Source organism: Vibrio rubrogenes (genome assembly GCF_059641415.1).
Window position 1 is genome coordinate 12995 of the sequence record NZ_JCARSY010000034.1, and the last position, 25372, is coordinate 38366.

The window sequence follows — 25372 nt, forward strand, 5'->3', positions numbered from 1 at the left end:
AGAAACAAATCAGGAGCCAAAAGGCTCCTGATATATTGAATGCGTGATCAACGATGGGTTTATTATAATAAGCTGGAAAGTAGGTTGATGTCTGACTGAATCGCGCCCGCAGTGACGTCTCGCCCGGCACCGGGACCGCGAATCACTAACGGATTGTCTTTATACCATTTACTTTCGATCGCAAAGATATTATCGCACGGTAATAGATTGGCTAATGGATGCTCCCGATGCAATGCTTCCACACCGACGGAGGCTTTTCCAGACTTCTCCAAGCGAGCGACATAACGCAGAACTTTATCTTCCCGCTGCGCTTTTGCCAGACGTTCAGCAAGCTGAATGTCGAGCAGAGTGCTTTGATCAAGAAAGTCATCCAGAGAGAGGCGTTGTAATTCTTCCGGGACCAGTGATTCGACAGAGACCTGATCGGGCTCAATATCCAGACCGGATTCACGCGCCAGAATCACCAATTTTCTCATGACGTCGGAACCATCCAGATCATTTCTCGGATCGGGCTCGGTTAAGCCTTGTTGCCATGCCAGATCAACCAATTCACTAAATGGAACGGTGCCATCATATTGCTGGAATAACCAAGACAGTGTTCCTGAGAAAATCCCGGAAAGCGCGACAATCTCATCTCCGCTTTCCCGCAGATCTCTCACTGTATGGTTAATCGGCAGACCGGCACCGACCGTCGCATTGTAAAACCAGTGACGGCTGATCTTTGCAAAAGAGTCTTTGACTTGATAGTAGTATTCACTACTGGAAGAACCCGCGACCTTGTTTGCGGAAATAAGGTGCATCCCTTGTTCTGCGATCTGAATATACTGTGAAGCGAGTTCGGCACTGGCTGTCACATCCAGCACGATGACATCATCATAGCCGCGGATCTGCCCCAGTTTGAGCAGCCATTCTTGACCGTCATTAGGGATGGATTCTTCAAGAAAATGGTGTTCGATATTTGTCGGTTCTATCCCGTGTTCATCAAACCAGTAGGTCTGACTATCGATCACCGCGACCAGTTCAAAATTCATCCCGCGGCGTTTTTCCAGCTCGGCTTTTTGTTCCGTGAATAGCTTGAGCCAACTCGAACCGATATTGCCTTTGCCACAAAGTGCGAGTGCCACACGTTTCTGCGCCTGGAAAAGGTGGGTATGCAGTTGACTGACAAGCGTATCTACGGATGTCTGACGAAGTATCGCGACCAGACTCAATTCCGATTCAGATTCACAAAGGAACTCAATCGGAGCCTGTTTGAGTTGCTGATAAAAGCCAAAACAGTGGTTGGCATTTTTAGTCACTCCGGCACCAACGGCTGCGACGAGTGAGTAGCCTTCTTTGAGACGAATTTCTGCTTCAATAGCGGCATCTTGCAAATAAGACAAGGCACCAGAAGCGATTTCAGCCGTGTAAGCAAGCTGTATGCGATACTGGTCATCTTGTTTATCATAAGCAAGCGGCGTGAGCTGGGCTCGCTTGAGTTGCTCGATTACCTGTTTGTACAGGCGCTGAAAATCGTGTCCGCGCGCGAAACTGAGCTCAATCAGCAAGACTTCATCCAGAGACGTGATGATTTTTGCACCCCGTCCGGAAGCGAGTACCCGTTCGATATGGGTTGAACCGGCTTCAGGGTCATAGCTACACCGAAGATGCAGATCAATCGCACTTTGTGCCACGGGCTGTAATGTCCGACTGTGTAAAACCGGTGCGGCAAGGCGAGCCAGTTCGCTGGCTTCATCCAGACGAAGTAACGGCAGCAGGCAGGCATCAGTGACAACTCTTGGGTCAGCACTGTAGACTCCGGCGACATCACTCCAAATTGTTACCCGTTCTACTTCTGCCAGTGCACCAATGATGGTCGCGGAGTAATCGGAACCATTTCGACCCAGCAGAACCGTTTCTCCGGCTTCATCTTGAGCGATAAAGCCAGTGATCACGATCCGCTGATGACCGTGTTGAGCCAAAATTTCCTTGAGCAACGGATAGGACTGAGCACGGTCAATTTCCGGCTGTGTTTCTCTGTGAGCGCGTAAGAATGCTCTGGCGTCTTGTGAAATCGCCATTAATCCTTGCTGATTGAGTAACGCTGCCATTAAACGGGATGACCAAATTTCGCCATGAGCCAGCACGAAGGCCTGTTGGGCGGCGGTCAGTGGGGAAGTGAGTTCTGCAAGAGTCATGCATTCATCACTGAGCCGGTTCGTCAGTGCCTGCGCGGCTTCTCCTTCGAGCAAATCTGCAATCAGCTGGCGTTGAAACTGCTGAATCTGACCTAAAACTTCTTGAGCCTGTTGCGGCTCGACGGTTAGGTTTTCAATAAAAGCAATGAGTTGATTGGTTGTTTTGCCTGCGGCAGAGACCACAACCAGATCGTGACTTTGCGAATACTCTTTCAGAATTAGAGCCACGCGGCGATAACATGCCGGATCAGCCAGACTACTTCCTCCGAATTTATGGAGGTGGCGTACGGTGGTCATCAACGATTCTCCTTTATCCAATTCAGGGATTGATCCAGATCGGCAATCAAGTCATCGGCATCTTCTAAGCCGACCGATAGTCGTAATAGTTGTAGAGAGATACCTGCTTTGTGGAGCGCTTCCTCACCCATTGCTCGGTGGGTCATCGTCGCCGGGTGACAAATTAAACTTTCGACACCGCCGAGTGACTCCGCTAATGAAAACAGATTGAGCCGACTGACAAATTGTTGCAGCTCTTCATAGCTTCCCGCAAATTCAAAGCTGAGCATCGAACCAAATCCGCTTTGCTGCTTTTTCGCAATGTCATGGCCGGGATGAGTCGGTAAGCTCGGATGATAGATCGTCCCGATGAGGTCTTGAGACTGCAAGTAAGCAAGAATTTTCAGAGCGCTCTCTTCATGGCTACGCATTCTGGGACTCAAGGTGCGAAGTCCTCTGAGTGTCATATAACTATCGAATGGTGTGCCGGATGCACCGATACAGTTGGCCCACCAAGCGAGTTGTTCTGCGTGTTCTTTGGTTTTACTGATGATCACACCGCCAATCACATCGGAGTGGCCATTGATATACTTGGTCGTAGAATGGATCACAAAGTCAGCACCAAGCGATAAAGGTTGTTGGTAGACCGGGGTCAGAAAGGTATTATCAACGGCAACTAAAGCACCGACTTGTTTAGCTTGTTGACAGATTTTTTCGATATCGACAACCCGAACGAGCGGATTGGATGGGGTTTCCAGCAAAATAAGTTTGGGTTTCTGGGCCAGCGCTTCAGCAAGTGCGGTATCGTCGCATTGATCAACGAATAGCACCCGGAAGTCGCCTTTGTTGGCGCGGGTATTGAATAAACGATACGTGCCGCCATAGCAATCATTGGGCGCGACGATGAGATCATCGGGGCCGATAAAAGCAGAGACCCATAGATTGAGCGCTGAGGTACCGCAGTTTGTAATCACCGCACCCTGACCACCTTCCAGTTCGTAAAGTGCTTGTTCCAGAAGTCCACGGTTCGGATTACCGGAACGGGTATAATCATATTGCGGGACTTCACCGAATGCCGGAAATCCATAATTCGTTGAGAGATAAATCGGCGGAACTACAGCATGGTACTGCGTGTCTGACTCAATACCCGTTCGAACGGCGATGGTTGCAGGTTTGCGAGTGCTCATATGTGATTCCTTCCTATTTGATGACAAATGTCGTTCATGACTGAAAATCTCAATCGACACAGATTGGATATGGTTGCTCACTTTACTGATTTTTTTATGAGACGTCAATACTTCTAGACGTCTATATGTCTTTGCTTATAGCAGTAAATAAAGCTAAAATTAACACCTACTTTTTTTGATAATAATGACGGGTTCCGGGCAATGAGGGAAAGCAATGGCTGATTGGAATGGTGAATACATAAGTCCTTATGCTGAACATGGTAAGAAAAGTGAGCAGGTCAAGAAAATTACGGTTTCTATTCCGTTGAAAGTACTTAAAGTATTGACTGATGAACGGACAAGACGCCAGATCAATAATTTACGTCATGCAACAAATAGTGAGCTTTTGTGTGAGGCGTTTTTACACGCATATACCGGTCAGCCTTTGCCGACGGATGAAGACCTGCGTAAAGATCGTCCGGATGATATTCCAACCGAAGCAAAAGCAATCATGACCGCGATGGGGATTGAATTTGAATCTTATGATGATTAATCCGAAGGTGTCTGACTTCTCAGATAGATAAAACATTCTTTTCTGTGTACTGGCTGATTTGGCGGGATTGTTTTAAGCTCAAACCAATATGAAATCAATCTCTCTTTAGAAAGGGAACAATGCAGAAGGTTCTGGTTGTTTCCTTTGAAGATAAGGAACGTCTGATATGATCTATGTTCACTACCTTGAACAGTCTCGGGCATTACGTGTGATCTGGTTGTTGGAAGCTCTCGAACTCGAATATGAAATTGTTCATTACAGTAGAGATCCAAAGACTTGGGGTGCACCGGATACATTGAAGGCGGTTCATCCGTTAGGTAAGTCTCCGACGATTGTTGATGGCGAACAAACTATTGCCGAGTCAGGTGCCATTATTGAATATCTGATCGATACCTATGACCGTCAACATCGTTTCCGGCCAGAGTCGGGTCAGGCATTACTGGATTACCGCTATTGGTTACATGCCGCTGAAGGTTCTTTCATGATGTGGCTGGTGATGCGGCTGATCTTTATCAAGTCGAGAGAAAAACTCCCATTCTTGCTGCGTTCGCTGATTGGTTCTTTTCTCAACAAGATGGATCAGATTGTGATTGAGCCCCGTGTATCTACTTTTTTGCGTTATATCGATGATACGCTTGCGCACCGTTCATGGTTTGCCGGAGAGCAGCTCAGTGGCGCTGATTTTCAGATGAATCTGGTACTACAGCTTGCCGATATGCGGGCCGACTTGTCGGGCTATCCAAATATTCAACGATATATAAAACAAGTTGCTAATCTGGCGAGCTATCAGCAAGCCTTGCAAAAGATACCTGCTTGAACCAAAGTGCTAAAAAAAGAGGATGCATTGTGTGCATCCTCTTTTTTATCAGTAAGACACTTGCCAGCGTGCCATATTAATCTTGCATATAGCCTTCAGGCATTGAAATACGAGCAACACCTGAATCAACGGCTGCCTGCGCAACGGCTTTGGCAACCCGGGGCAACAGGCGTGGATCCATCGGCTTTGGAATAATGTACTCGGGTCCGAATGAGAGGCTATCGACACTGGCCGCTTTCAGAACCTCTGCCGGTACTTCTTCTTTTGCGAGCTGGCGAATGGCTTCAACCGCTGCGATTTTCATTTCATCGTTAATTTCACTGGCTCGAATATCCAAGGCACCACGGAAAATGAACGGGAAACACAGTACGTTGTTGACCTGATTCGGGTAGTCAGAACGACCCGTTCCCATAATCAAATCGTTGCGGACTTGATAAGCCAGCTCAGGCTTAATTTCTGGATCTGGGTTTGAGCAGGCAAAGACTATCGGTTTTTCAGCCATGAGAGCTAATGCTTCCGGAGGCAGCAGATTCGGTCCGGAAACACCAAGGAAAAGATCGGCATCTTGAATCACATCTTCCAAGGTTCTCTTATCCGTATTATTGGCAAATAACTGCTTGTATTCATTCAGGTCATCTCGGCGCGTGTGAATGACACCTTTGCGGTCGAGCATATAAATTTTTTCACGCATGGCGCCGCATTTGATCAGCAGTTCCATACAAGCAACAGCTGCCGCACCGGCACCAAGACAAACAATCGTACACTCCTTCAGGTCCTTTCCCTGTAGCTCAATAGCATTGAGCATTCCTGCAGCCGTGACGATTGCTGTGCCGTGTTGATCATCGTGGAAGACTGGAACATCGCAACGTTCGATAAGACGTCGTTCGATTTCAAAACAATCCGGTGCCTTGATATCTTCCAGATTAATACCACCAAACGTATCAGCAATATTCGCGACAGTCTCAACGAATTCATCGATGGTCCGGTGTTTTACTTGAATATCGAATGAGTCCAGACCGGCGAATCGTTTGAAAAGCAATGCTTTTCCTTCCATCACAGGTTTGGATGCCATCGGCCCCAGATTACCTAATCCAAGGATGGCTGTACCGTTAGAGATGACTGCGACAGTGTTTCCTTTGGCGGTATACTTGTAAATATTATCGACATCCTGCGCAATCTCACGGACAGGCTCGGCAACTCCGGGACTATAGGCTAAAGCCAAGTCTGCCGCTGTGTCGGCCGGTTTGGTCAGGGTGACGGCAATTTTTCCTGCGGTCGGAATGGCGTGATAATCCAAAGCTTTCTGGCGAAAAGCTTCTTCAGGCGTTAAATCTTGGCGATTGTCTTCAGACATAAGGGTAACGTCTCGTTGTAATGTTTATAGGGGAAAGAAACTTCATTCTAATGGATGTCCGAGTATCTGCCTAGGCGATTATGGCATTATGTATTTAAAAATCGCTTAAATATGTAGAGGTTGGAGGAGTTTATGCTGGTATATTCTGTTTTATGTAAGGATTACGTTGATGTCGCTGAGATAACGACGCATTGATAGGCCATGACCATCAACGGGATGAATGGTAGCAAAGGGCTGGGGAAAATAAAAAGGACACCGAATGGTGTCCTTTTTGAAATTCTCAGCGAAGAGAGATTATTTTTTACCGCTGCTAAGCGCACCGAAACGCTTGTTGAAGCGATCTACACGACCACCGGTATCAACGATACGTTGTTTACCTGTATAGAATGGGTGACATTTGTCACAAACATCCAAGTGCAGAGAATCTTTGCTCAGTGTTGATCTGAATTCAAAAGCGTTGCCGCAAGAACAGGTTGCGCTTACAACTTTGTATTCTGGGTGGATACCAGTTTTCATGGGAGAACCTCAAAAATCGGGCCATGTCGCTATCCGGATCGTTGCCGGACACCACATGTCAGTTAATCATATCGTCTTACATCGGTTGTGATACGGGCATCCGTATCATCAAGGCGCGCTATATTAAAGAATCCATGAGCGCGGATCAACTAGTTTTGCTGTTATTTTCACCATTCTCATTGCTGTCTCGAATTTCACGAGAGCTTCGATTAGACTGTTGTCCATGATTTTTACATCTGATGTTCAGTGATATGCATCCATCCATTGCCCGAGTGGCATTACCCGTCCCTTTAGATAAACAGTTCGACTATCTGATACCAGCGCATTGTCAGCCTGTTATCGGTGGACGGGTTTCCGTACCGTTCGGGCGACAGACATTGATTGGTATTGTGACCGAACTCGGCCATAACTCTGAAATGAGCCCCGATGTGCTGAAACCGATTCGTGCCGTGCTGGACGAGCAGCCTGTCTGGTCAGCCAGCCTGTTTCGGTTATTCACATGGTGCAGCCAATATTATCAGTATCCACTCGGTGATACCTTGTCAAATGCGTTACCCGCAGCACTGAGAAAAGGAAAAGCCGCCAATTTCGCGACCTTGCGGGAGTGGTGTCTGACTTCCGCCGGACGAGATAAGCTGATGCAGGGGCTTGGCCGTGCAGTCCAGCAGGCGAAGGTTTTACGTTTATTGGAAAACGGCACACAAAGCCATCAAACATTACTCGATGAAGAGATCAGTCGTCAGGTTTTGAACACGCTTGAGGAAAAAGGATGGATTGAAGCGATTGACCGAAAGCCAGAGCGTCAGCCGTGGCCTGAATTACTGGAAGACGAAGATGAGAAACCGCAACTGAATATGGAGCAGTCCGTTGCAATTGCGACGATCAACAGCCAGCGTGAATTTAGTTGCTACTTATTGGAAGGCGTCACGGGCTCCGGAAAAACGGAAGTCTATTTGAACTTGATTGCACCGGTTCTGAAGCAAGGAAAACAAGCGCTGGTTCTGGTGCCTGAAATCGGTTTAACACCACAAACGATTCAGCGTTTTCGCTCACGGTTTATGGTGCCGGTGGTGGTCATGCATTCCGGGCTCAATGAGACAGAAAGACTCAATGCATGGTTGTCTGCCCGGGATGGTCATGCCGGTGTGATCATCGGCACGCGCTCGGCGTTGTTTACACCGTTTGCTGATTTGGGAATCATTATTGTTGATGAAGAACATGATGCCTCATATAAACAGCAGGATAGCTTGCGTTATCATGCGCGGGATGTGGCAGTCATGCGTGCCAGCCTTGAACAGATTCCTATTGTTTTGGGGTCAGCGACGCCTGCACTTGAGACTTTACAAAATGCGCTCAGTGGTAAATATCACCATTTAACGTTGACACAACGGGCGGGGGATGCCGTTCCGGCTACCAATCGGGTTTTGGATGTCAAAGGGCTCTATCTTGAAGGCGGGTTGTCAGCACCGTTGATTGCTGAAATGAGAAAGCATTTACAGGTCGGGAATCAGGTTTTGTTATTTCTCAACCGACGGGGATATGCTCCGGTACTGATGTGTCATGAGTGTGGCTGGGTGGCACATTGTCAGCGTTGTGATGCACGTTATACCTATCATCAGGTGACACAGGAGCTTCGCTGTCACCACTGTGGTTCTCAGCGCCCGGTGTTACATCAATGCCATGATTGTGGTTCGACGCAGATGGCGACGGTTGGTGTCGGTACTGAACAGCTGGAAACACAACTGGCGCAGATCTTCCCCCAATATCGTACCATCCGGATTGACCGGGACAGTACCCGCAGAAAAGGCACGCTGGAATCCGCCCTTAATGCTGTCCATCGGGGAGAATATCATATTTTAATCGGGACACAGATGCTGGCGAAAGGTCATCATTTCCCAAGGGTGACTCTGGTCGGCTTGCTGGATGTTGACAGTGCTTTGTACAGCCATGATTTTCGGGCTTCCGAACGATTGGCACAGCTATTTATTCAGGTCGCAGGGCGTGCCGGACGAGCCAGTCAGCCCGGTGAAGTCATCCTTCAGACACATCACCCGGAGCACAGTTTACTGCAAGCCTTACTCCAAAAGGATTACCGTCACTTTGCCATGAGCGCGTTACATGAGCGGAAACTGGCATTATTACCCCCTTTCAGCTATTTAACCTTATTTAAAGCTGAATCAAATCAAGCCGAGCTTGGCGAGGATTTTCTCAGGCAGGTGAAGCAGACCTTGGAAGTCCACCCTCTGTTTGATCATGCAACCTGTGCCGTTTTAGGGCCATCTCCGGCACCGATGGCAAAACGAGCCGGGAAATATCGCTGGCAACTATTGATGCAAACGATGAGTCGTCCGACGATGCAAAAACTGTTGATGAGTGCCAAACCTGTCATTCAGCGCTTACCACTCGCGGGGAAAGTTCGTTGGTCGCTCGATGTTGAACCCCATGATTTGTCATAATCCCCCGATCTCTATTCGGTAAGTCGGAAGGTCATTGACTTGATTCGTATCGTTATCACAGTATAAAACCTATGTATCGTGATCTATTTCTCGTTTATGATGTAAGAAGTGTTAAATAGACCGTAACTTTATTCGAAGAAATGCTTAAACTATGGAAGCACATACATCAAGCTCTTGATAGATATATCAAAAGTGTGTGCATGAATCAGTTTTATAGCAAATACTATTTTGAAAGAGGGTTTTAATGTATGGCGACGATGAAGGATGTTGCTCAACTAGCGGGAGTGTCAACCGCGACCGTATCTAGGGCATTGATGAATCCCGAAAAAGTGTCGCCTACGACAAGAAAACGGGTTGAAGATGCAGTGCTTGAAGCCGGATACTCTCCGAATTCACTGGCACGGAATTTAAGACGTAACGAATCAAAGACGATTGTTGCAATCGTTCCCGATATTTGCGACCCGTACTTTACTGAAATTATTCGGGGTATCGAGGATGCTGCTGTCGAGCATGGTTATTTAGTGCTACTTGGTGATAGTGGACAACAGAAGAAACGAGAAAGTTCTTTTGTCAATCTGGTCTTCACCAAGCAAGCCGACGGAATGCTACTCCTTGGCACCGATTTACCGTTTGACGCCAGTAAATCAGAGCAGAAAAATCTACCGCCGATGGTGATGGCCTGTGAGTACGCGCCGGAGCTGGAACTCCCGACCGTCCATATTGATAATCTGACCTCTGCGTTTGAAGTGGTGAATTATCTCACTCAGATGGGCCATAAAAAAATTGGTGAGATTGCTGGCCCCGATTCAGCTGCGTTGTGCCATTTCCGTCATCAGGGATACATGCAGGCTTTAAGGCGTGCCGGAATTACCATGAATCCTGCTTATCACTACAAAGGCGATTTCAGTTTTGAAGCCGGTGTGAAAGCGATTCGGCACCTTTTAGGGTTATCCGAACCGCCGGGAGCTGTTTTCTGCCACAATGACATGATGGCTATCGGTGCCATTCAAGAAGCGAAACGCTTGGGCGTCAGAGTGCCTCATGACCTATCGGTGGTAGGTTTTGACGATATTAACTTTGCTCAGTATTGTGATCCGCCGTTAACAACAGTCTCTCAGCCTCGATATGAGATTGGCCGTCAGGCGATGCTGATGATGTTAGAAGTGCTCCGGGGACACGATGTCCGGGCGGGCTCTCGTTTGCTGGAAACAAAACTGGTGATTCGTGAAAGTGTTGCTGCTCCTCGCGGATGAGTCATTACCTGAATTGCAACAATGCCGACGCGTATTGTGCTCAGAGTTGTGCTTCCGGATGGTCTTCTTTAACATACAGTCATTGTTTGTAAGGTAAGCATAATTTAGTGGCTAATAAAGACTATGTGAAACGGGGTAGTGCAGCGAAGAAAACTGCGCGCAAAGCTCCGAAGAAGCGCCCTTGGTTGAGTGGTACGCTTGCTGTGATTGTGGTGGCTGTGTTTGGGTATGGCTTGTATACACTGAGTATACAGCCGTCTCCACCAGAGAATCATGTGCCAGTGGTTCAGAAAACCGAGGTCAAGCAATCTCCGCATGACAATCAAAAGACACTTCCCCCGCCACCGACTGAAAAGTGGGACTATGTCGATATCTTACCTCAGCGTGAGATCGAGGTTACCCCGAAAGCGCTGAAAGTATCGGATATTCCGTACATCATGCAGTGTGGCGCGTACAAAACGATGGCTCAGGCCGAAAAACGGAAGCTGGACATCGCTTTTCAGGGGATTAAAAGTAAAATCCGCAAGAAAGAAGATAGTAGCTGGTATCGCGTGGTAATTGGTCCTTACAAATTTAAACGCGATGCTGAACGTGATCGGCACAAACTTCAGCGTGCTAAGATTGAACCATGTGCGATTTGGAAAGAAAAGCAATAGACATGTTTCTCCCTATCCTCCGGAGCTGGTCACAGAATTCCGGAGGAAATAACAACGATATCCCGCCTTTTGACTTGAATTCAAACAAGCTTGTCCTTATATAGTTTTCTAACACACTTTATAAAATGGAAGAGGTCCTCTCGTGACTACAATCGTATCCGTCCGTCGTGATAATAAAGTTGTTATTGCCGGAGATGGTCAAGTTTCTCTGGGTAATACCGTGATGAAAGGAAATGCCCGCAAGGTGCGCCGCCTGTACAATGATAAAATACTGGCTGGGTTTGCTGGCGGTACAGCGGATGCATTTACACTGTTTGAGCGTTTTGAAAGCAAGTTGCAAATGCATCAAGGACATCTGGTGAAGGCGGCTGTTGAACTGGCCAAAGATTGGCGAAGTGATCGGGCATTGCGTCGTTTGGAAGCGATTTTAGCCGTTGCAGATGAGACCGCTTCACTGATTATTACCGGTAATGGTGATGTTGTTCAGCCAGAACATGATCTGATCGCAATTGGTTCCGGTGGCAATTATGCACAGGCTGCTGCAACGGCTTTACTAGAAAATACCGATCTGGACGCTCAGGAGATTGCTGAAAAAGCGCTGCAAATTGCAGGTGACATCTGTGTGTTCACTAACCATTTCCAGACTATCGAAGTACTTGATATTCCTCAACGTGAGTCATAGAAACTATTCGATAGCGTCTGCAATACAGAACAAAGGAAATAAGCATGTCTGAAATGACTCCTCGTGAAATTGTTCATGAACTCAATCGTCATATTATCGGTCAGGACAAAGCGAAAAGAGCGGTCGCGATTGCTTTACGTAATCGCTGGCGTCGAATGCAGTTGGAAGAAAGTCTGCGTGTCGAAGTGACGCCCAAAAATATTTTGATGATCGGCCCGACAGGGGTGGGTAAAACTGAAATTGCCCGGCGTTTGGCAAAGCTGGCGAATGCGCCATTTATGAAAATTGAAGCCACAAAATTTACTGAGGTCGGTTACGTCGGTAAAGAAGTTGAATCCATTATCCGTGATCTGACCGATGTTGCGGTGAAGATGACCCACCAGCAAGCCATGGAAAAAGTGAAGTTCCGGGCTGAAGAGTTAGCGGAAGAGCGCATTCTTGATGTATTGATTCCGCCACCACGTGATTCTTGGGGTGAAGAAGAGCGAACCGAAGATACATCTCATACCAGACAGGTATTTCGTAAGAAATTACGTGAAGGTCAGCTCGATGATAAAGAAATTGAAATCGATGTCGCTGCGCCGCAAATGGGCGTTGAAATTATGGCGCCTCCGGGTATGGAAGAAATGACCAACCAGTTACAGGGCATGTTCCAAAATCTGGCCGGGAACACGCAAAAGAAACGCAAGCTGAAGATTAAAGATGCGTTTAAGGCGTTGACTGAAGAAGAAGCCGCGAAACTGGTCAATCAGGATGAACTGAAAGAACAAGCCATCTTTAATGTTGAGAACCACGGTATTGTGTTTGTTGATGAAATCGACAAAATCTGTAAGCGTGGTGAAGTCTCCGGGCCGGATGTTTCCCGAGAAGGGGTGCAGCGCGATCTGTTGCCACTGATCGAAGGCAGTACCGTATCGACTAAACATGGTATGGTCAGGACGGATCATATTCTGTTCATTGCTTCTGGGGCCTTTCAGGTTGCCAAACCGTCGGATTTGATTCCTGAATTACAAGGGCGTTTACCGATTCGAGTTGAGCTGGAAGCGCTGAGCAGTGATGATTTCAAACGCATCCTGACCGAACCGAAAGCATCTCTGACAGAGCAATATCAGGCGTTGATGGCAACAGAAAATGTTGCTATTGAATTTACAGAAGAGGGGATTGCGCAGATTGCGGATGCCGCCTGGCAGGTGAATGAAACCACTGAAAATATCGGGGCTCGTCGTCTGCATACCGTGATGGAACGCTTGATGGATGAAATTTCTTTCGATGCGACCGATAAAGCCGGCTCGTCGTTCATCATCGATGCCGATTATGTGCAAGAACGTCTCGGTGAATTGGTTGGCGATGAAGATCTCAGCCGCTTTATTCTGTAAGTACACAACCCATATGATGCGCTCTGTATGACCAGCACGTGATTTGGGTATAGAAGCTCGCATTTTTATGCGGGCTTTTTATTATCAATGAATTCGTCGTATACTAGAGCTCTTGTCGTCCACTAGGCTGTAATCATGATAAACTCTCTTTCGATTTGGATGGATGCGGCTAGACCGAAAACCTTGCCTTTGGCATTGATTTCGATCCTCACAGGAAGTGCCTTAGCTTTTTCCGAAAAGCATTTTTCGTGGCCAATAGCAATTTTGGCCTTAGTCACTGCCATTTTACTGCAAATTCTGTCTAATCTTGCCAATGATTATGGCGATGCGGTGAAAGGTACAGATAATGACGCACGATTAGGTCCGATGCGGGCAATTCAGTCGGGTGCCGTTACATTGAAAGACATGAAATACGCCATGATGATCAATGTGCTGCTTACCGTCGTTTCTGGTATGGCGTTGATTCTGTATGCCTTGGACTCGCTTGAAAATATTCTGGTTTTTATTGGCCTTGGCGTCATGGCGATGATCGCTGCTGTTGCTTATACCGTCGGCAATAAGCCTTATGGTTATGTCGGGCTTGGCGATGTATCCGTATTTATTTTCTTTGGCTTGTTGGGGGTCTCCGGGACCTATTTTCTCTATACCGGTCAATTGAATACGACGTTGCTACTGCCATCGATTGCGTGTGGTTTATTGGCTGTTGCAGTATTGAATGTCAATAATATGCGGGATATCGAAAATGATGAAATTTGCGGTAAGCGAACCATTGCCGTTCGTTTAGGCCCGATACTGGCAAAAAAATATCACTTTATTCTGTTAGCAGGTGCGGTCTTCACGTTTAGTTTATATCTGTGGTTACAGACTGACCCGCTCTGGCTCGCTCTTCCTTTTCTACTCAGTTTGGTGGCGATGGTCAAACATGCGGTTGCCATCTGGGAAGCAGAACAGCCTGTACAGATCGCGCCGATGTTACCTGCGGTCGTCAAATGTTCTGTCGTGACAAATTTATTGTTTGTCGGAGTTGTCATTGCTCAAACACTGATCAGTTAATTGCGCTTTGTCATTGCAATGACTTACATAGTCGATATACTCGTTTAAGATACTTTCCGCTGTGAGAATGGTTGCCATGGAATACAATACATCTGCACTTTGTGATATTTATTTCGATCAGGTTGATGTTGTAGAACCGATGTTCAGTAATTTTGGTGGGCGAGCCTCTTTTGCCGGCCAGATAACAACGATCAAATGTTTTGAAGATAATGGTTTGATCCGTGAAGTGCTTGAGCAAGATGGTTTGGGACGGGTGCTATTGATTGATGGCGGTGGTTCTTTACGTCGTGCCCTGATTGACGCGGAATTAGCTGTACTCGCTGAAGAAAATGAGTGGGAAGGGCTGGTTGTTTACGGGTGTGTTCGTGAAGTTGACGAGCTGGAAGAAATGAATATTGGCATTCAGGCCATGGCATCGATTCCTGTCGGCGCTGCTGCACAAAGTATGGGTGAAATCGATATTCCCGTTAATTTTGGTGGCGTCACCTTCCTGCCAGAAGATTATCTTTATGCAGACAATACCGGTATCATTCTTTCTCAGGAGCCTTTGAATACGGATCTTGACGAGGCGGAGTTGGATGAGGAAGAGCTCGATGACGAAGAGCTTGATGACGATGATGTTATCATTGCCGAAGAAGATGAAGAACGGATTTAATCTGAGTTGGATCTGATGTCAGAGCCGTCTTGACTACGGCTCTTCGACTTCCTTCTGAGTGACTTTCTTTTTGTCGGATAACAGGCTTTGTCTTCGTAAAGATAAAGCCTGAATATATCCGAATATCCCGCCGAGGATATTGCCTATAGCAATCCCTGCAAATAATCCATTCACCTGCCAGAGCTGTGAGCCGATCCAGGCTGAAGGTAGCGTAAAAACAAACAGACGCATAAAATTCCAACTGAAAGCTTTCAGCGGTTGGTGCAGTGCGTTCAGCGCTGAAACTATCATCATCACAATCCCCTGAAATCCATAACTCAATGGCACAATCAGCAGATAGTGCCAGAGTATTTCCCGAACCTGTGTTTCTTGTGAGAAGAGGGCAGAAATGGGGATACTTAGTGGAACCATCATCAAAAATATGATGCCCTGAAACACAACAGAAAACCGCATGCTTAAGAACAGCCCCGCAAACCCTCGTTGCGGATTGTCGGCACTAAAATTCTGCGCTAAAAACGGTGTAAGTGTCGAAGTTAATGACATCAGCACCAGAATCAGAATCGACTCCACACGTTGTGCTGCACCGTATGCTGCAACCGCCTCGGTACCATGGCGGGAGAGTAGTATCATCAACAATGCACCGGAAATCGGGTTCATCGCGTTAGACAGCGCTGCGGGAGTTCCAATGCGTAAAATCTGCTTCCAGTCTTGCCATATTGAACGCCAATAAGGTCGTGTGCCCAGTTGTTCCCGGTAGAATAAAATATATAACGTTCCAATCAGGGCGGTACACCAGCTGATTGCACTGGCAATCGCTGCGCCTTGAATACCAAGCTCAGGAAAAGGCCCATAACCGAAGATGAGTAATGGGTCTAAAATACCGTTGATGGTGCCGGAGAGGATCATGAGCAATGCCGGGGTTCTGGTATCTCCGGTCGCGCGGATGGCGCTGTTCCCGGCCATCGGAATGACCAGCAATGGTATGGCAATATACCAAACGGACATGTATTGCTGTATCAAAGGTAATAGGGCTTGCTGAGCACCGAGTAAGGTAAAAAGAGGCGAGATGGTGAACAAACCAATGCCAGAAGCGATACTGACTAAAAATATGGCCAGTAGCAAACCATGAATTGTCAGGCGAGCCGCATTGTGTATCGATTTTTGCCCCAGCAAATGAGCAATACTGGTCGATAAACCAACCCCGATCCCCATGGTGATACAGTTGACGGCAAACGTGACAGGGAATGTATAGCTCACGGCAGCCAGCGCTTGAGTGCCGAGCAGAGAAATAAAGTAGGTATCGACTAAATTGAACATCAGCACCGATATCATGCCGAAGGTCATTGGGATTGTCATCCGGCGAAGAACGACGGCAATTGGTGCCGAAAGCAGCCCGTGTTTATCATGCATAGAAAAGAAGGAAGTCTATCGGGGGAACCGAGATTACAGCATACTCGATTCTGGTCAAAACAGCTAGTTTAGACCGGAGGCGTGATAAAAAGGCCGGCAGATGCCGGCCTTGGAAATACGTTAATAATTGATCGTTATGCTTTGGCTGCCGCTGCTGCTTTTGCAATCGCTGCAAAGCCTTTCGCATCTAATGCGGCACCACCAACTAATGCGCCATCGATATCTGGTTGAGCAAAGAGTTCGGCTGCATTTTCTGCTTTAACGGAACCGCCATACTGGATGATGACATTTTTAGCAACTTCTTCACTTTCTTTCGCAATATGAGCACGAATAGAAGCATGAATTGATTGTGCTTGTTCTGCTGTCGCTGCTTTACCAGTACCGATAGCCCAGATTGGTTCGTAAGCGATGATCGCACCATTAAGTGCTTCAACACCTTGTGTTTTGATGACCGCATCAAGCTGGCGTGCACAAACAGCAAGCGTCTCACCCGCTTCGTTTTGAGCTTCTGATTCACCGATACACAAGACAGGTGTCAGGCCATTTTCTTTCAGAAACGCAAATTTTTGTGCAACGAATTCATCAGATTCATGATGGTATTCGCGACGCTCAGAGTGACCGATAATAATGTGTGTTGCACCAAAGTCTTTCAGCATTTGAGGAGACATATCACCGGTGAAAGCACCGCTATTGTTAACATCAGTATTTTGTGCACCCAGAATAATCTTATTTCCGCCTTCTTTGATTAACCGTTCTGCAAGGTCAAGATACAAAGCAGGTGGTGCAACCGCGACGTCAACACCGGCAACGCCTTCGAGTTCAGCATTCAGGCCAGAGAGCAGTTCTGTGACCATCGTTTTACTTCCGTTTAGTTTCCAGTTACCCATAACAACAGGACGACGCATAGGAATATCTCCAAATTCAGTGAGTATAAAAATGTGACTTCGACAGAATATAACAGATAAAACCAAGTAGATCATGATACGAATCATGACTTTCTTGGTTAGCATATTTGAGATAGTTTCAATTTGGTTTTATTTTACCTGAGTAATTAGTTGTGGGGCGGGAAGCTCTGGAATCCTCGGCAGTATGTCATGATAGGGATACATCATATGATCAATCTTCGGATGGAGTATTCTGCGCCGGTTGATGAACGCGTGAATATTTCTCGGTTACTGGAAGACCTTCATCAAGTGTTACTCCACGATGAAACCATCCAGCGATTCGGTCTATCGGTCAAAAGCAATGCCATCCGAAGCCACCAGTGGTTTGTCGGTGAACAGTTGGATTCTGCGGATTTTATACAGCTGGTTGTGGAAGTCAGTCAGGAATATGCTGCGGCCATCAGTCACTCAGTGATCGGCAAACTGACCGAACGCTTTGAACAGGACGCAGATAAAATTGAAAATCTTTCAGTTTTTCTGAGAGTGGTAGAGCAATACTATATTCGGTGTCGCAGTTAATAATACCCTCAACAGAGGGCATGTCGATAACAAGCTGAAGGTTTCAAACCACGCCACAGAAAACGTGCCAAGCCATATTGGTGTGGGAGCCGCTTCGTCAAGGAATGTCCCTTTGCACGATGTCATCTTGCGTATAGTTTCGCCATCTCTGATTCAGACATGTGGCCTGTATCGATGAAACGGAATGACATCAGCAGGGCTTGGGTTGTTGTCTGCCGAGTTGCTGGTTAACGCATTTTGGAATTTTACCATCTGGGCACTCAACTCTCTCATCAGTTTTACATTGGCATGATCCGCATTTTTGCAGGAGCGCACGACTCTGTCGATATGACTTTGCTGAGCCCATAGTCGGTCTTGCATTTTTCGAGATGATGAGAGAATCATCTCTTCGCAGATGTCACGTTTGAGCATCGCGAATGCTTCAGGATTGTGTTTAGCCAGTGCTACCAGCTCATCAAATGGGGGGAGCTCGGTATAAAAACTTGGTGCGGCCATATATCACCTCAGTTTCTTTGTATGCTAGCCTATGACTCAAATTAAATACGTTTAATTAGAATACTACTCAATGATAAACCAAAATTGATCAAATTGTGAACTTAATGTGAGAACTTCTAACAAATTGACACTAATTGAGTTTCTTGATGATATAACTGCAACGTCGGTGTCCTGAGACAATGTGCTCTTGACGTTCAATGGTACACAGCCCTTCAAGCAGAGACTGAAAGATGTGTAATTCAGATTGGCAAAAGCTTTGGCATCGCGTTGCTGCTTTACATATCGGGCAATGATTCTCGATGAGGCGGTAACCGTCCGATAAAGTTTCCAGCTTAACCATATAGCCTTCTCTCTCGCGCAAGGCCACTAGCATCCCGAGTTTTTCTTCCAGAGTGGTACAGGTTTGAATTTCAGCGCGGTATTGTAACAATGTCTGCGCTTCTCTGGTGGCAACAATTTTTACAATACCTTCTGAACCGTATACCTGCTCAATTGCATCAATCACCTGAAGCGTTAGTTCACCATGACGGTCGGCAAAGTAAGCGTGTCCATCTTCTGTCAGTGTCCAGTGACGAGTTGGGCGGCCCACCCTGACTTTAACATCATAAAAGTGGACCAACCCTTCTTCTTCAAGTGACTGAAGATGTTGACGGGCTCCCATCGTGGTGATTTCGAAGCGATCAGCAAGTTGTTTCGCAGTGACTGCGCCTTCTCGCTTGAGCGTATGCAATATCTTGTCGGCTGTTTTCATTGGTGTCCTCTTCGCTCCGCCTATTATTCAGACTTCAGTTAATAAAGTAAACAATTGACTATTGGCTGAAGATGAGAAGTTGTCGGAGAGAAAAAAGCGGGAATGATTATTATTTTGTTAAGTGCGTCACATTTTTTCGCCTATTCACCCTTGGGATATTTACTTTTCTCCCCCACATAGAAAGCACCAGCTGGTAAACAGCGTTTTCATAAACAACACAAATAATTAAATCAGGAGAGACGACCGATGAATATTCGTCCATTACATGACCGAGTTATCGTTGAACGCCAAGAAGTTGAATCCAAGTCTGCTGGTGGGATCGTTTTAACTGGTTCTGCGGCGGAAAAATCAACACGTGGAAAAGTGCTTGCTGTCGGCAACGGCCGGGTGCTTGAAAATGGGACAGTTCAGCCGCTGGACGTCAAAGTTGGTGATACTGTTATTTTTGCTGAAGGTTACGGCACCAAGTCGGAAAAGATCGATGGCAAAGAAGTATTGATCCTTGCTGAAAATGACATTCTGGCGATTGTCGAATAAAAGTAGGCGTTGAGTAATTTTTGCTCTTATTCAAAACAATTGACGAAAACCGAATTAAGAAATAGGGAATAAAAGATGGCTGCTAAAGACGTTAAGTTTGGAAATGATGCACGAGTAAAAATGCTGGAAGGTGTAAACGTTCTGGCTGATGCAGTAAAAGTAACATTGGGCCCGAAAGGCCGTAATGTTGTTCTGGATAAATCATTTGGTGCGCCAACTATTACCAAAGATGGCGTTTCTGTTGCACGTGAGATCGAACTGGAAGATAAATTCCAGAACATGGGTGCACAAATGGTGAAAGAAGTTGCATCTCAGGCAAATGATGCAGCTGGCGATGGAACAACAACTGCAACAGTTCTCGCTCAGTCTATCGTCAATGAAGGTCTAAAAGCGGTTGCTGCCGGTATGAATCCGATGGATTTAAAACGTGGTATCGATAAAGCAGTGATTGCGGCTGTTGAAGCATTGAAAGGGCTATCTGTACCATGTGAAGATAACAAAGCGATCGCACAGGTTGGTACAATCTCTGCGAACTCTGATGCCAGCGTGGGTAACATCATTGCTGAAGCAATGGAAAAAGTAGGTCGCGACGGTGTTATCACGGTTGAAGAAGGCCAAGCGCTACAAGATGAACTGGATGTCGTAGAAGGGATGCAGTTTGATCGTGGTTACCTGTCACCTTACTTTATCAACAACCAAGAATCTGGTTCTGTTGAGCTGGAAAATCCATTTATCCTGTTGGTTGATAAGAAGATATCAAATATTCGCGAATTACTGCCAGTGCTTGAATCTGTTGCAAAAGCGTCTCGTCCGCTGCTGATTGTTGCAGAAGATGTTGAAGGTGAGGCGTTGGCTACACTGGTTGTCAACAACATGCGCGGTATCGTGAAAGTTGCTGCTGTGAAAGCGCCTGGTTTTGGTGACCGTCGTAAAGCGATGTTGCAAGATATTGCGATTTTGACTGGCGGTACGGTGATTTCTGAAGAAATTGGTCTGGAGCTGGATAAAGCAACTCTGGAAGATCTGGGTCAGGCAAAACGTGTCACTATTACTAAAGAAAATACCACTGTGATTGATGGTGCTGGTGAAGCTGCGGCAATTGAGGGGCGTGTCGTTCAGATTCGTCAACAAATTGAAGAAGCAACGTCTGACTACGATAAAGAGAAGCTTCAAGAGCGTGTTGCAAAACTCGCTGGTGGTGTTGCCGTGATTAAAGTCGGTGCAGCAACTGAAGTTGAAATGAAAGAGAAGAAAGATCGTGTCGAAGATGCGCTACATGCGACTCGTGCTGCTGTTGAAGAAGGTGTGGTTGCCGGTGGTGGCGTTGCACTGATTCGTGCGGCTTCTCAACTGATTGATCTGAAAGGTGACAACGAAGAACAAAACGTGGGTATCCGTGTTGCACTTCGTGCGATGGAAGCTCCGATTCGTCAGATCGCATCAAATGCAGGTGATGAAGAGTCCGTTGTTGCCAACAACATCAAAGCAGGTGAAGGTAACTATGGTTATAACGCTGCAACGGGTGAATACGGCGATATGATCGCGATGGGTATTCTTGACCCAACCAAAGTAACCCGTAGTGCACTTCAGTTTGCAGCATCTATTGCTGGTCTGATGATTACGACTGAAGCGATGGTTACTGACGCACCGAAGAACGATGGCCCGGCAATGCCAGATATGGGCGGCATGGGCGGAATGCCAGGCATGATGTAATCTATTCATCATATTGTGCATGAGCTTGAAAAGGGTGAGGTTTCCTCACCCTTTTTTCATTTTTGCGGTGACTGGTATAGGATGTTGATCTTCTTTCTGACGATGGTGTGGATATGTTAATTCAAGGATTAAGTTATACGTATGCGACGGAACAGCTGAATATTTCCCATTGGGAGCTTCAGCTCTCACAGCATTGGGGCGTGTTTATTGCTCATGCGCAGAGTAGTGAACTTTTAGTGCGCCTTCTATCCGGTACACTGGCAGAAAGTGAGCAAGCTATCGAGGGCAGACCTGCACGTGTTGGCTTAGTTTCTCTGTCTGAGCAGCAGCGGTTACTGGATGATGAAATTGCCAAAGATGAAACCGATTTTCAGGATCATATCGATTATGGGTCTACGGTCGAGATGCTGTTACGGGAGGCCGGATGCACCGAGGATGAATTTGCATATTTGCTTGATCTGACCGATTTGAACCATTTGAGGACTCGGGGATTCCGCCAGTTATCAACCGGTGAGACTCGACGTTTAATGCTGGCTCGAGCGTTAGCTGGAAAACCGGAACTCCTGATTTTGCATGAACCATACTCCGGACTAGATGTAGCGCATCGTCGTCAGCTTACCGACTGCCTCAATCAACTGGCTGGTGAAATGCAATTGGTTGTAATCACTTCACGGGAAGATGAACTCCCTGAATGCCTGACCCATATTGCCTTATTTGATGATAAGCAGTTGACCCAAACCATGACGATTGAGCAGTGGCGGCAACATCCGATTTTAGAGCAACTGGCGGCACTGACAGAGACTAAGCAGGAAGCATGGCTGACGCTGAGCCAGCAATATGCGCCGGACACCATGATAGCCAATCCGAGAGTGGTGATGAATCAAGTCAAAGTTGAATACACTGATGGTCTGATTTTTCAGGATCTTTCTTGGCAGATTCAAGCCGGGCAGCATTGGCAGATTCGTGGTCCGAACGGATGTGGCAAAAGTACCTTGCTTGGTTTGATTTTAGGTGACCACCCTCAGTGTTACTGTAACGATATTACGGTGTTGGGAATGCGTCGTGGTCGTGGGGAGAGCATCTGGGATATTAAGCGCCATATTGGCGTTGTGTCTTCCGCTTTGCATCTGCAATACCGAGTGAACTGTCCGGTTTTGGATGTGTTGTTATCGGGATTTTTTGACTCAATCGGCCTTTATGAAAAACCGTCAGCAAAGCAGGTACAGGTTGCCCGGCATTGGTTAGATGTGCTGGAAATGACTCATTATGCAAAACACCCATTCAAGCAGTTGGATTATGGGCAGCAACGATTATTGTTAATCGTTCGCGCCTTAATCAAACAGCCGGTGTTACTGATTCTGGATGAACCCTATCAGGGGCTGGACTACTTAAACCGTCGTTTGGTGATGACGGTGCTTAACCGTTTGGCTGAATTGAATATAACGCAGTTATTATATGTCTCGCATTATGAGGAAGATCAACTCTCTGCGATTCGTAATTACGTTGATTTTGTTGCACATCCGGAGGGTGGGTACCGAGTTCTGACTTCATCTTAATGGAGCGAAAAAATTTGGAGCAGTAATTATAACGGGCAACTCTCTAGTGAAGAAACGTGGGTAATTGTTGCCCGGTTATATTTATCTTTGATTAGCGATAGCTAGATTAACGTATTGCAATACGTTGTATAACTGGGTAACTGCTTGAATCATCTGTTTGTTGTAGTGTGTGGCAGATGTCATCTCTTACAGAAAAATAGACTCGCTTACCTTCTCTTTTGGCCTCCAGTAAAATTAATAGTGCAGCCTGAGTATCATATGATGGCAGCATTGCATAAGCACCGGTTTGGGCACAGCCTGCTGGGTTGACAGTGCCTTCAACAGGATTGAATGTAATGCTATGGTCAGGATACCCGCCAAAAATATGATCGGGAGTCGCAGATGTGTAAACTGCATTAGCATTTGCTAAAGGGGCAAATAGTGAAGATAACAATGCTGAAAGAGCAATAGTCTTAATTTTTTTCATAAAATCACCTTTATTATACCAAATATATCAAATATCAATTATTGATGAATTAGATAATATCGTATGTGCATTTTATACATGGTGCAATAAATATCGGTGCAATAAGTTGCTTTTGTTAAGCTTTTCAATAGAACACACCATATCATTATCTTATATTATCCAGATTTTTACATTGTATAAGGCCGATGAATTATTCTAAATAGAGGTCCAGTGGGGTTTTGCTGCTGCGGCCCCCAATTTCCCGGGTCAGTCTGGGAACGAGATAACCGGAGACTTGTTCAATCACGCCAGCCATAATAGTTCTTGCTTCTTGGTCAGAAACAAAGAAATGTGCCGCCCCCTGAACTTTATCCAGAACATGCAGATAGTAGGGCAGAACGCCAGCCTGAAATAGCGTTTCGCTCAGTTTTACCTGAGCCTCGACCGAGTCATTGATCCCCTTGAGCAGTACCGCTTGATTGAGCAGGGTTACACCGGCTTGACGCAGAGAGCTCATCGCCTGACTAAGCGATGCATTGATTTCATTGGCATGATTGATATGAGAGACAAAAACCACCTGCAAACGAGTTTGAGCGAGTAACTCCGTGAGTGCCGGGGTGATTCGTTCTGGAATCACGACAGGCAAGCGAGAGTGAAACCGTAGTGTCTGGATATGTGGAATGAAAGCAATCTGCTCGATCAGCCAACGGAGCTCATGATCTTTTGCCATGAGCGGATCGCCACCGGACAGAATCACTTCGTTCAATTCAGGATGTTGTGCGATGTAAGCTAAGTTTTCCTGCCAGACTGTTTTATTGCCTTTGTTGTCCTGATAAGGAAAATGTCGGCGAAAGCAGTAGCGACAGTTGATGGCACATGCGCCTTTTAAAATCAGAAGTACCCGATTGTGATATTTGTGTAACAGCCCCGGATGTTGATTGTTCTGTTCTGTCAGTGGATCTGTTGAAAATCCCGGTATAACTTCGAACTCCTGACTGAGCGGTAGCACTTGACGTAACAACGGATCAAATGGATTACCTTTTTCCATACGCTCGATAAAGCTAAGCGGCACCCGTTGTGCGAAAAGCTTCCTGGCTTTAAATCCTTGCATCCAAGGCGTTGGATCAATTTCCAGATATCTGAGCAGCTGCTCTGGATCTGAGATCGCATTCGCAAGTTGTTTGAGCCAGTTTTGCTCAACAGATTCAATTTTTCGGGTTATTATGTGCGGCATTGAATTTAACTCGAAGTATAAGTAAGAGGAAATAATGGCTACTGTTAGCACGAATGAATTTAAAGGCGGTCTGAAGATTATGATCGATAACGAGCCTTGTGTCATTCTCGAAAACGAGTATGTAAAACCAGGTAAAGGTCAGGCATTCAATCGCGTTAAAATCCGTAAATTGCTTTCCGGCAAAGTGTTGGAAAAAACCTTTAAGTCCGGAGACTCCGCAGAAGTCGCAGATGTCATGGATATCGATCTGGATTATCTTTATTCCGACGGCGAATTCTATCATTTTATGAATAGCGAAACATTCGAACAAGTTGCTGCGGATGCAAAAGCTGTCGGTGACAATGCGAAATGGTTGGTTGAGAATAATGCGTGCATGCTGACGTTGTGGAATGGCAACCCAATCGCTGTAGCGCCACCTAACTTTGTTGAACTGGAAGTGACTGAAACTGATCCGGGTCTGAAAGGTGATACTCAGGGAACCGGCGGCAAACCTGCGACATTATCGACCGGTGCAGTGGTTCGTGTACCGCTGTTTATTCAGATTGGTGAAGTCATCAAAGTTGACACGCGCACTGCTGAATATGTCAGCCGCGTAAAATAGACGGGTTTCAGCATGGGGTGAGTCTGAACCTCAGTGTTTTGAATGAGAAAGGGCTGCCGATTCGGCAGCCCTTTTTGATCGCACGTGAATCTCGTTTAGATCATAAAAATGAACACGATAGAGAGCGCGGAAATGATCGTTGCAATGCCATAACAGGCGATTTTACCCACGACGCCC

Annotated in this window: 24 protein-coding genes and 1 pseudogene; 14 read left to right on the forward strand and 11 right to left on the reverse strand. The window is 46.4% G+C overall.

All coding sequences use genetic code 11. The features are described from left to right. Positions 1-62: 62 nt before the first annotated feature. Positions 63-2474: a bifunctional aspartate kinase/homoserine dehydrogenase II gene (locus AC55NX_RS17365; RefSeq protein ID WP_496996875.1), complete on the reverse strand. Its 2412-nt coding sequence runs from the start codon at positions 2472-2474 to the stop codon at positions 63-65. After that, the gene (locus AC55NX_RS17370) at positions 2474-3640 is read right to left on the reverse strand and encodes an O-succinylhomoserine (thiol)-lyase (RefSeq protein ID WP_496996876.1); all 1167 of its coding nucleotides are present in this window, start codon (positions 3638-3640) and stop codon (positions 2474-2476) included. The genes AC55NX_RS17365 and AC55NX_RS17370 overlap by 1 nt, the downstream gene beginning before the upstream one ends. 214 nt (positions 3641-3854) lie before the next feature. Here AC55NX_RS17370 and metJ point away from each other — a divergent pair, with 214 nt between their 5' ends. Both metJ and AC55NX_RS17380 read left to right on the forward strand, forming a co-directional pair. Further along, complete coding sequence (gene metJ, locus AC55NX_RS17375) at positions 3855-4172, forward strand: met regulon transcriptional regulator MetJ (protein WP_059119687.1); 318 nt, start codon at positions 3855-3857, stop codon at positions 4170-4172. 166 nt (positions 4173-4338) lie between these two features. After that, positions 4339-4989, forward strand: coding sequence for a glutathione S-transferase (locus tag AC55NX_RS17380; protein ID WP_496996877.1), 651 nt, complete (start codon positions 4339-4341; stop codon positions 4987-4989). Positions 4990-5065: 76 nt separating this feature from the next. Here AC55NX_RS17380 and AC55NX_RS17385 read toward each other — a convergent pair whose 3' ends face one another. After that, positions 5066-6343 carry a malic enzyme-like NAD(P)-binding protein gene (locus AC55NX_RS17385; protein ID WP_496996878.1) on the reverse strand — a complete coding sequence of 426 codons (1278 nt, stop codon included), beginning with the start codon at positions 6341-6343 and terminating at the stop codon, positions 5066-5068. A gap of 294 nt (positions 6344-6637) precedes the next feature. Continuing rightward, on the reverse strand, positions 6638-6859 hold the full coding sequence (rpmE, locus tag AC55NX_RS17390) for a 50S ribosomal protein L31 (protein WP_496996879.1): 222 nt from the start codon (positions 6857-6859) through the stop codon (positions 6638-6640). Between the two features lie 251 nt (positions 6860-7110). On the opposite strand from rpmE, the gene priA reads away from it, so the two are divergent. The 7 genes from priA to rraA all read left to right on the forward strand — a co-directional run bounded on the left by priA (position 7111) and on the right by rraA (position 14990). After that, complete coding sequence (priA, locus tag AC55NX_RS17395; RefSeq protein ID WP_496996880.1) at positions 7111-9315, forward strand: primosomal protein N'; 2205 nt, start codon at positions 7111-7113, stop codon at positions 9313-9315. A 248-nt stretch (positions 9316-9563) separates the two neighbouring features. After that, on the forward strand, positions 9564-10568 hold the full coding sequence (gene cytR, locus AC55NX_RS17400; protein ID WP_496996881.1) for a DNA-binding transcriptional regulator CytR: 1005 nt from the start codon (positions 9564-9566) through the stop codon (positions 10566-10568). 107 nt (positions 10569-10675) lie between these two features. Then, positions 10676-11224: a cell division protein FtsN gene (gene ftsN, locus AC55NX_RS17405; RefSeq protein WP_496996882.1), complete on the forward strand. Its 549-nt coding sequence runs from the start codon at positions 10676-10678 to the stop codon at positions 11222-11224. Between the two features lie 142 nt (positions 11225-11366). Beyond that, positions 11367-11906, forward strand: coding sequence for an ATP-dependent protease subunit HslV (hslV, locus tag AC55NX_RS17410; RefSeq protein ID WP_496996883.1), 540 nt, complete (start codon positions 11367-11369; stop codon positions 11904-11906). 44 nt (positions 11907-11950) lie between these two features. Then, entirely contained in the window at positions 11951-13282 is a 1332-nt protein-coding gene (gene hslU / locus AC55NX_RS17415; RefSeq protein ID WP_496996884.1) for an ATP-dependent protease ATPase subunit HslU, read from the forward strand. A 135-nt stretch (positions 13283-13417) separates the two neighbouring features. Further along, a complete protein-coding gene (locus tag AC55NX_RS17420) occupies positions 13418-14335 on the forward strand; it encodes a 1,4-dihydroxy-2-naphthoate polyprenyltransferase (protein WP_496996885.1) in 918 nt (305 codons plus the stop codon). Positions 14336-14411: 76 nt separating this feature from the next. Next, positions 14412-14990 carry a ribonuclease E activity regulator RraA gene (gene rraA / locus AC55NX_RS17425; RefSeq protein ID WP_496996886.1) on the forward strand — a complete coding sequence of 193 codons (579 nt, stop codon included), beginning with the start codon at positions 14412-14414 and terminating at the stop codon, positions 14988-14990. A gap of 33 nt (positions 14991-15023) precedes the next feature. Here rraA and AC55NX_RS17430 read toward each other — a convergent pair whose 3' ends face one another. Beyond that, on the reverse strand, positions 15024-16400 hold the full coding sequence (locus AC55NX_RS17430) for an MATE family efflux transporter (RefSeq protein WP_496996887.1): 1377 nt from the start codon (positions 16398-16400) through the stop codon (positions 15024-15026). 134 nt (positions 16401-16534) lie between these two features. Further along, a complete protein-coding gene (tpiA, locus tag AC55NX_RS17435) occupies positions 16535-17305 on the reverse strand; it encodes a triose-phosphate isomerase (protein WP_496996888.1) in 771 nt (256 codons plus the stop codon). 207 nt (positions 17306-17512) lie between these two features. Here tpiA and AC55NX_RS17440 point away from each other — a divergent pair, with 207 nt between their 5' ends. Continuing rightward, complete coding sequence (locus tag AC55NX_RS17440; protein WP_496996889.1) at positions 17513-17863, forward strand: 5-carboxymethyl-2-hydroxymuconate isomerase; 351 nt, start codon at positions 17513-17515, stop codon at positions 17861-17863. Positions 17864-18016: 153 nt separating this feature from the next. On the opposite strand, the gene AC55NX_RS17445 is transcribed toward AC55NX_RS17440, so the two are convergent. Beyond that, positions 18017-18358, reverse strand: coding sequence for a DUF3135 domain-containing protein (locus tag AC55NX_RS17445; RefSeq protein ID WP_059119699.1), 342 nt, complete (start codon positions 18356-18358; stop codon positions 18017-18019). Between the two features lie 130 nt (positions 18359-18488). Then, on the reverse strand, positions 18489-19109 hold the full coding sequence (locus AC55NX_RS17450) for a helix-turn-helix transcriptional regulator (protein WP_496996890.1): 621 nt from the start codon (positions 19107-19109) through the stop codon (positions 18489-18491). Between the two features lie 246 nt (positions 19110-19355). Between AC55NX_RS17450 and AC55NX_RS17455 the strand changes: the two genes are divergently transcribed. From AC55NX_RS17455 to AC55NX_RS17465, 3 genes are all read left to right on the forward strand, one after another. Beyond that, positions 19356-19646 carry a co-chaperone GroES gene (locus tag AC55NX_RS17455; RefSeq protein WP_059119701.1) on the forward strand — a complete coding sequence of 97 codons (291 nt, stop codon included), beginning with the start codon at positions 19356-19358 and terminating at the stop codon, positions 19644-19646. A gap of 75 nt (positions 19647-19721) precedes the next feature. Then, positions 19722-21359 carry a chaperonin GroEL gene (gene groL / locus AC55NX_RS17460; RefSeq protein ID WP_496996891.1) on the forward strand — a complete coding sequence of 546 codons (1638 nt, stop codon included), beginning with the start codon at positions 19722-19724 and terminating at the stop codon, positions 21357-21359. A 113-nt stretch (positions 21360-21472) separates the two neighbouring features. Next, complete coding sequence (locus AC55NX_RS17465; RefSeq protein WP_496996892.1) at positions 21473-22915, forward strand: ATP-binding cassette domain-containing protein; 1443 nt, start codon at positions 21473-21475, stop codon at positions 22913-22915. A gap of 106 nt (positions 22916-23021) precedes the next feature. On the opposite strand, the gene AC55NX_RS17470 is transcribed toward AC55NX_RS17465, so the two are convergent. Both AC55NX_RS17470 and epmB read right to left on the reverse strand, forming a co-directional pair. Beyond that, the gene (locus tag AC55NX_RS17470) at positions 23022-23381 is read right to left on the reverse strand and encodes a hypothetical protein (protein WP_496996893.1); all 360 of its coding nucleotides are present in this window, start codon (positions 23379-23381) and stop codon (positions 23022-23024) included. A 190-nt stretch (positions 23382-23571) separates the two neighbouring features. Then, positions 23572-24594 carry an EF-P beta-lysylation protein EpmB gene (gene epmB / locus AC55NX_RS17475; protein ID WP_496996894.1) on the reverse strand — a complete coding sequence of 341 codons (1023 nt, stop codon included), beginning with the start codon at positions 24592-24594 and terminating at the stop codon, positions 23572-23574. A gap of 34 nt (positions 24595-24628) precedes the next feature. Here epmB and efp point away from each other — a divergent pair, with 34 nt between their 5' ends. Next, positions 24629-25195, forward strand: a complete 567-nt coding sequence (gene efp, locus AC55NX_RS17480; RefSeq protein ID WP_059119705.1) for an elongation factor P — start codon at positions 24629-24631, stop codon at positions 25193-25195. A gap of 95 nt (positions 25196-25290) precedes the next feature. Here efp and AC55NX_RS17485 read toward each other — a convergent pair. Next, positions 25291-25372: pseudogene (locus AC55NX_RS17485) on the reverse strand (fumarate reductase subunit FrdD); the annotation flags it as partial.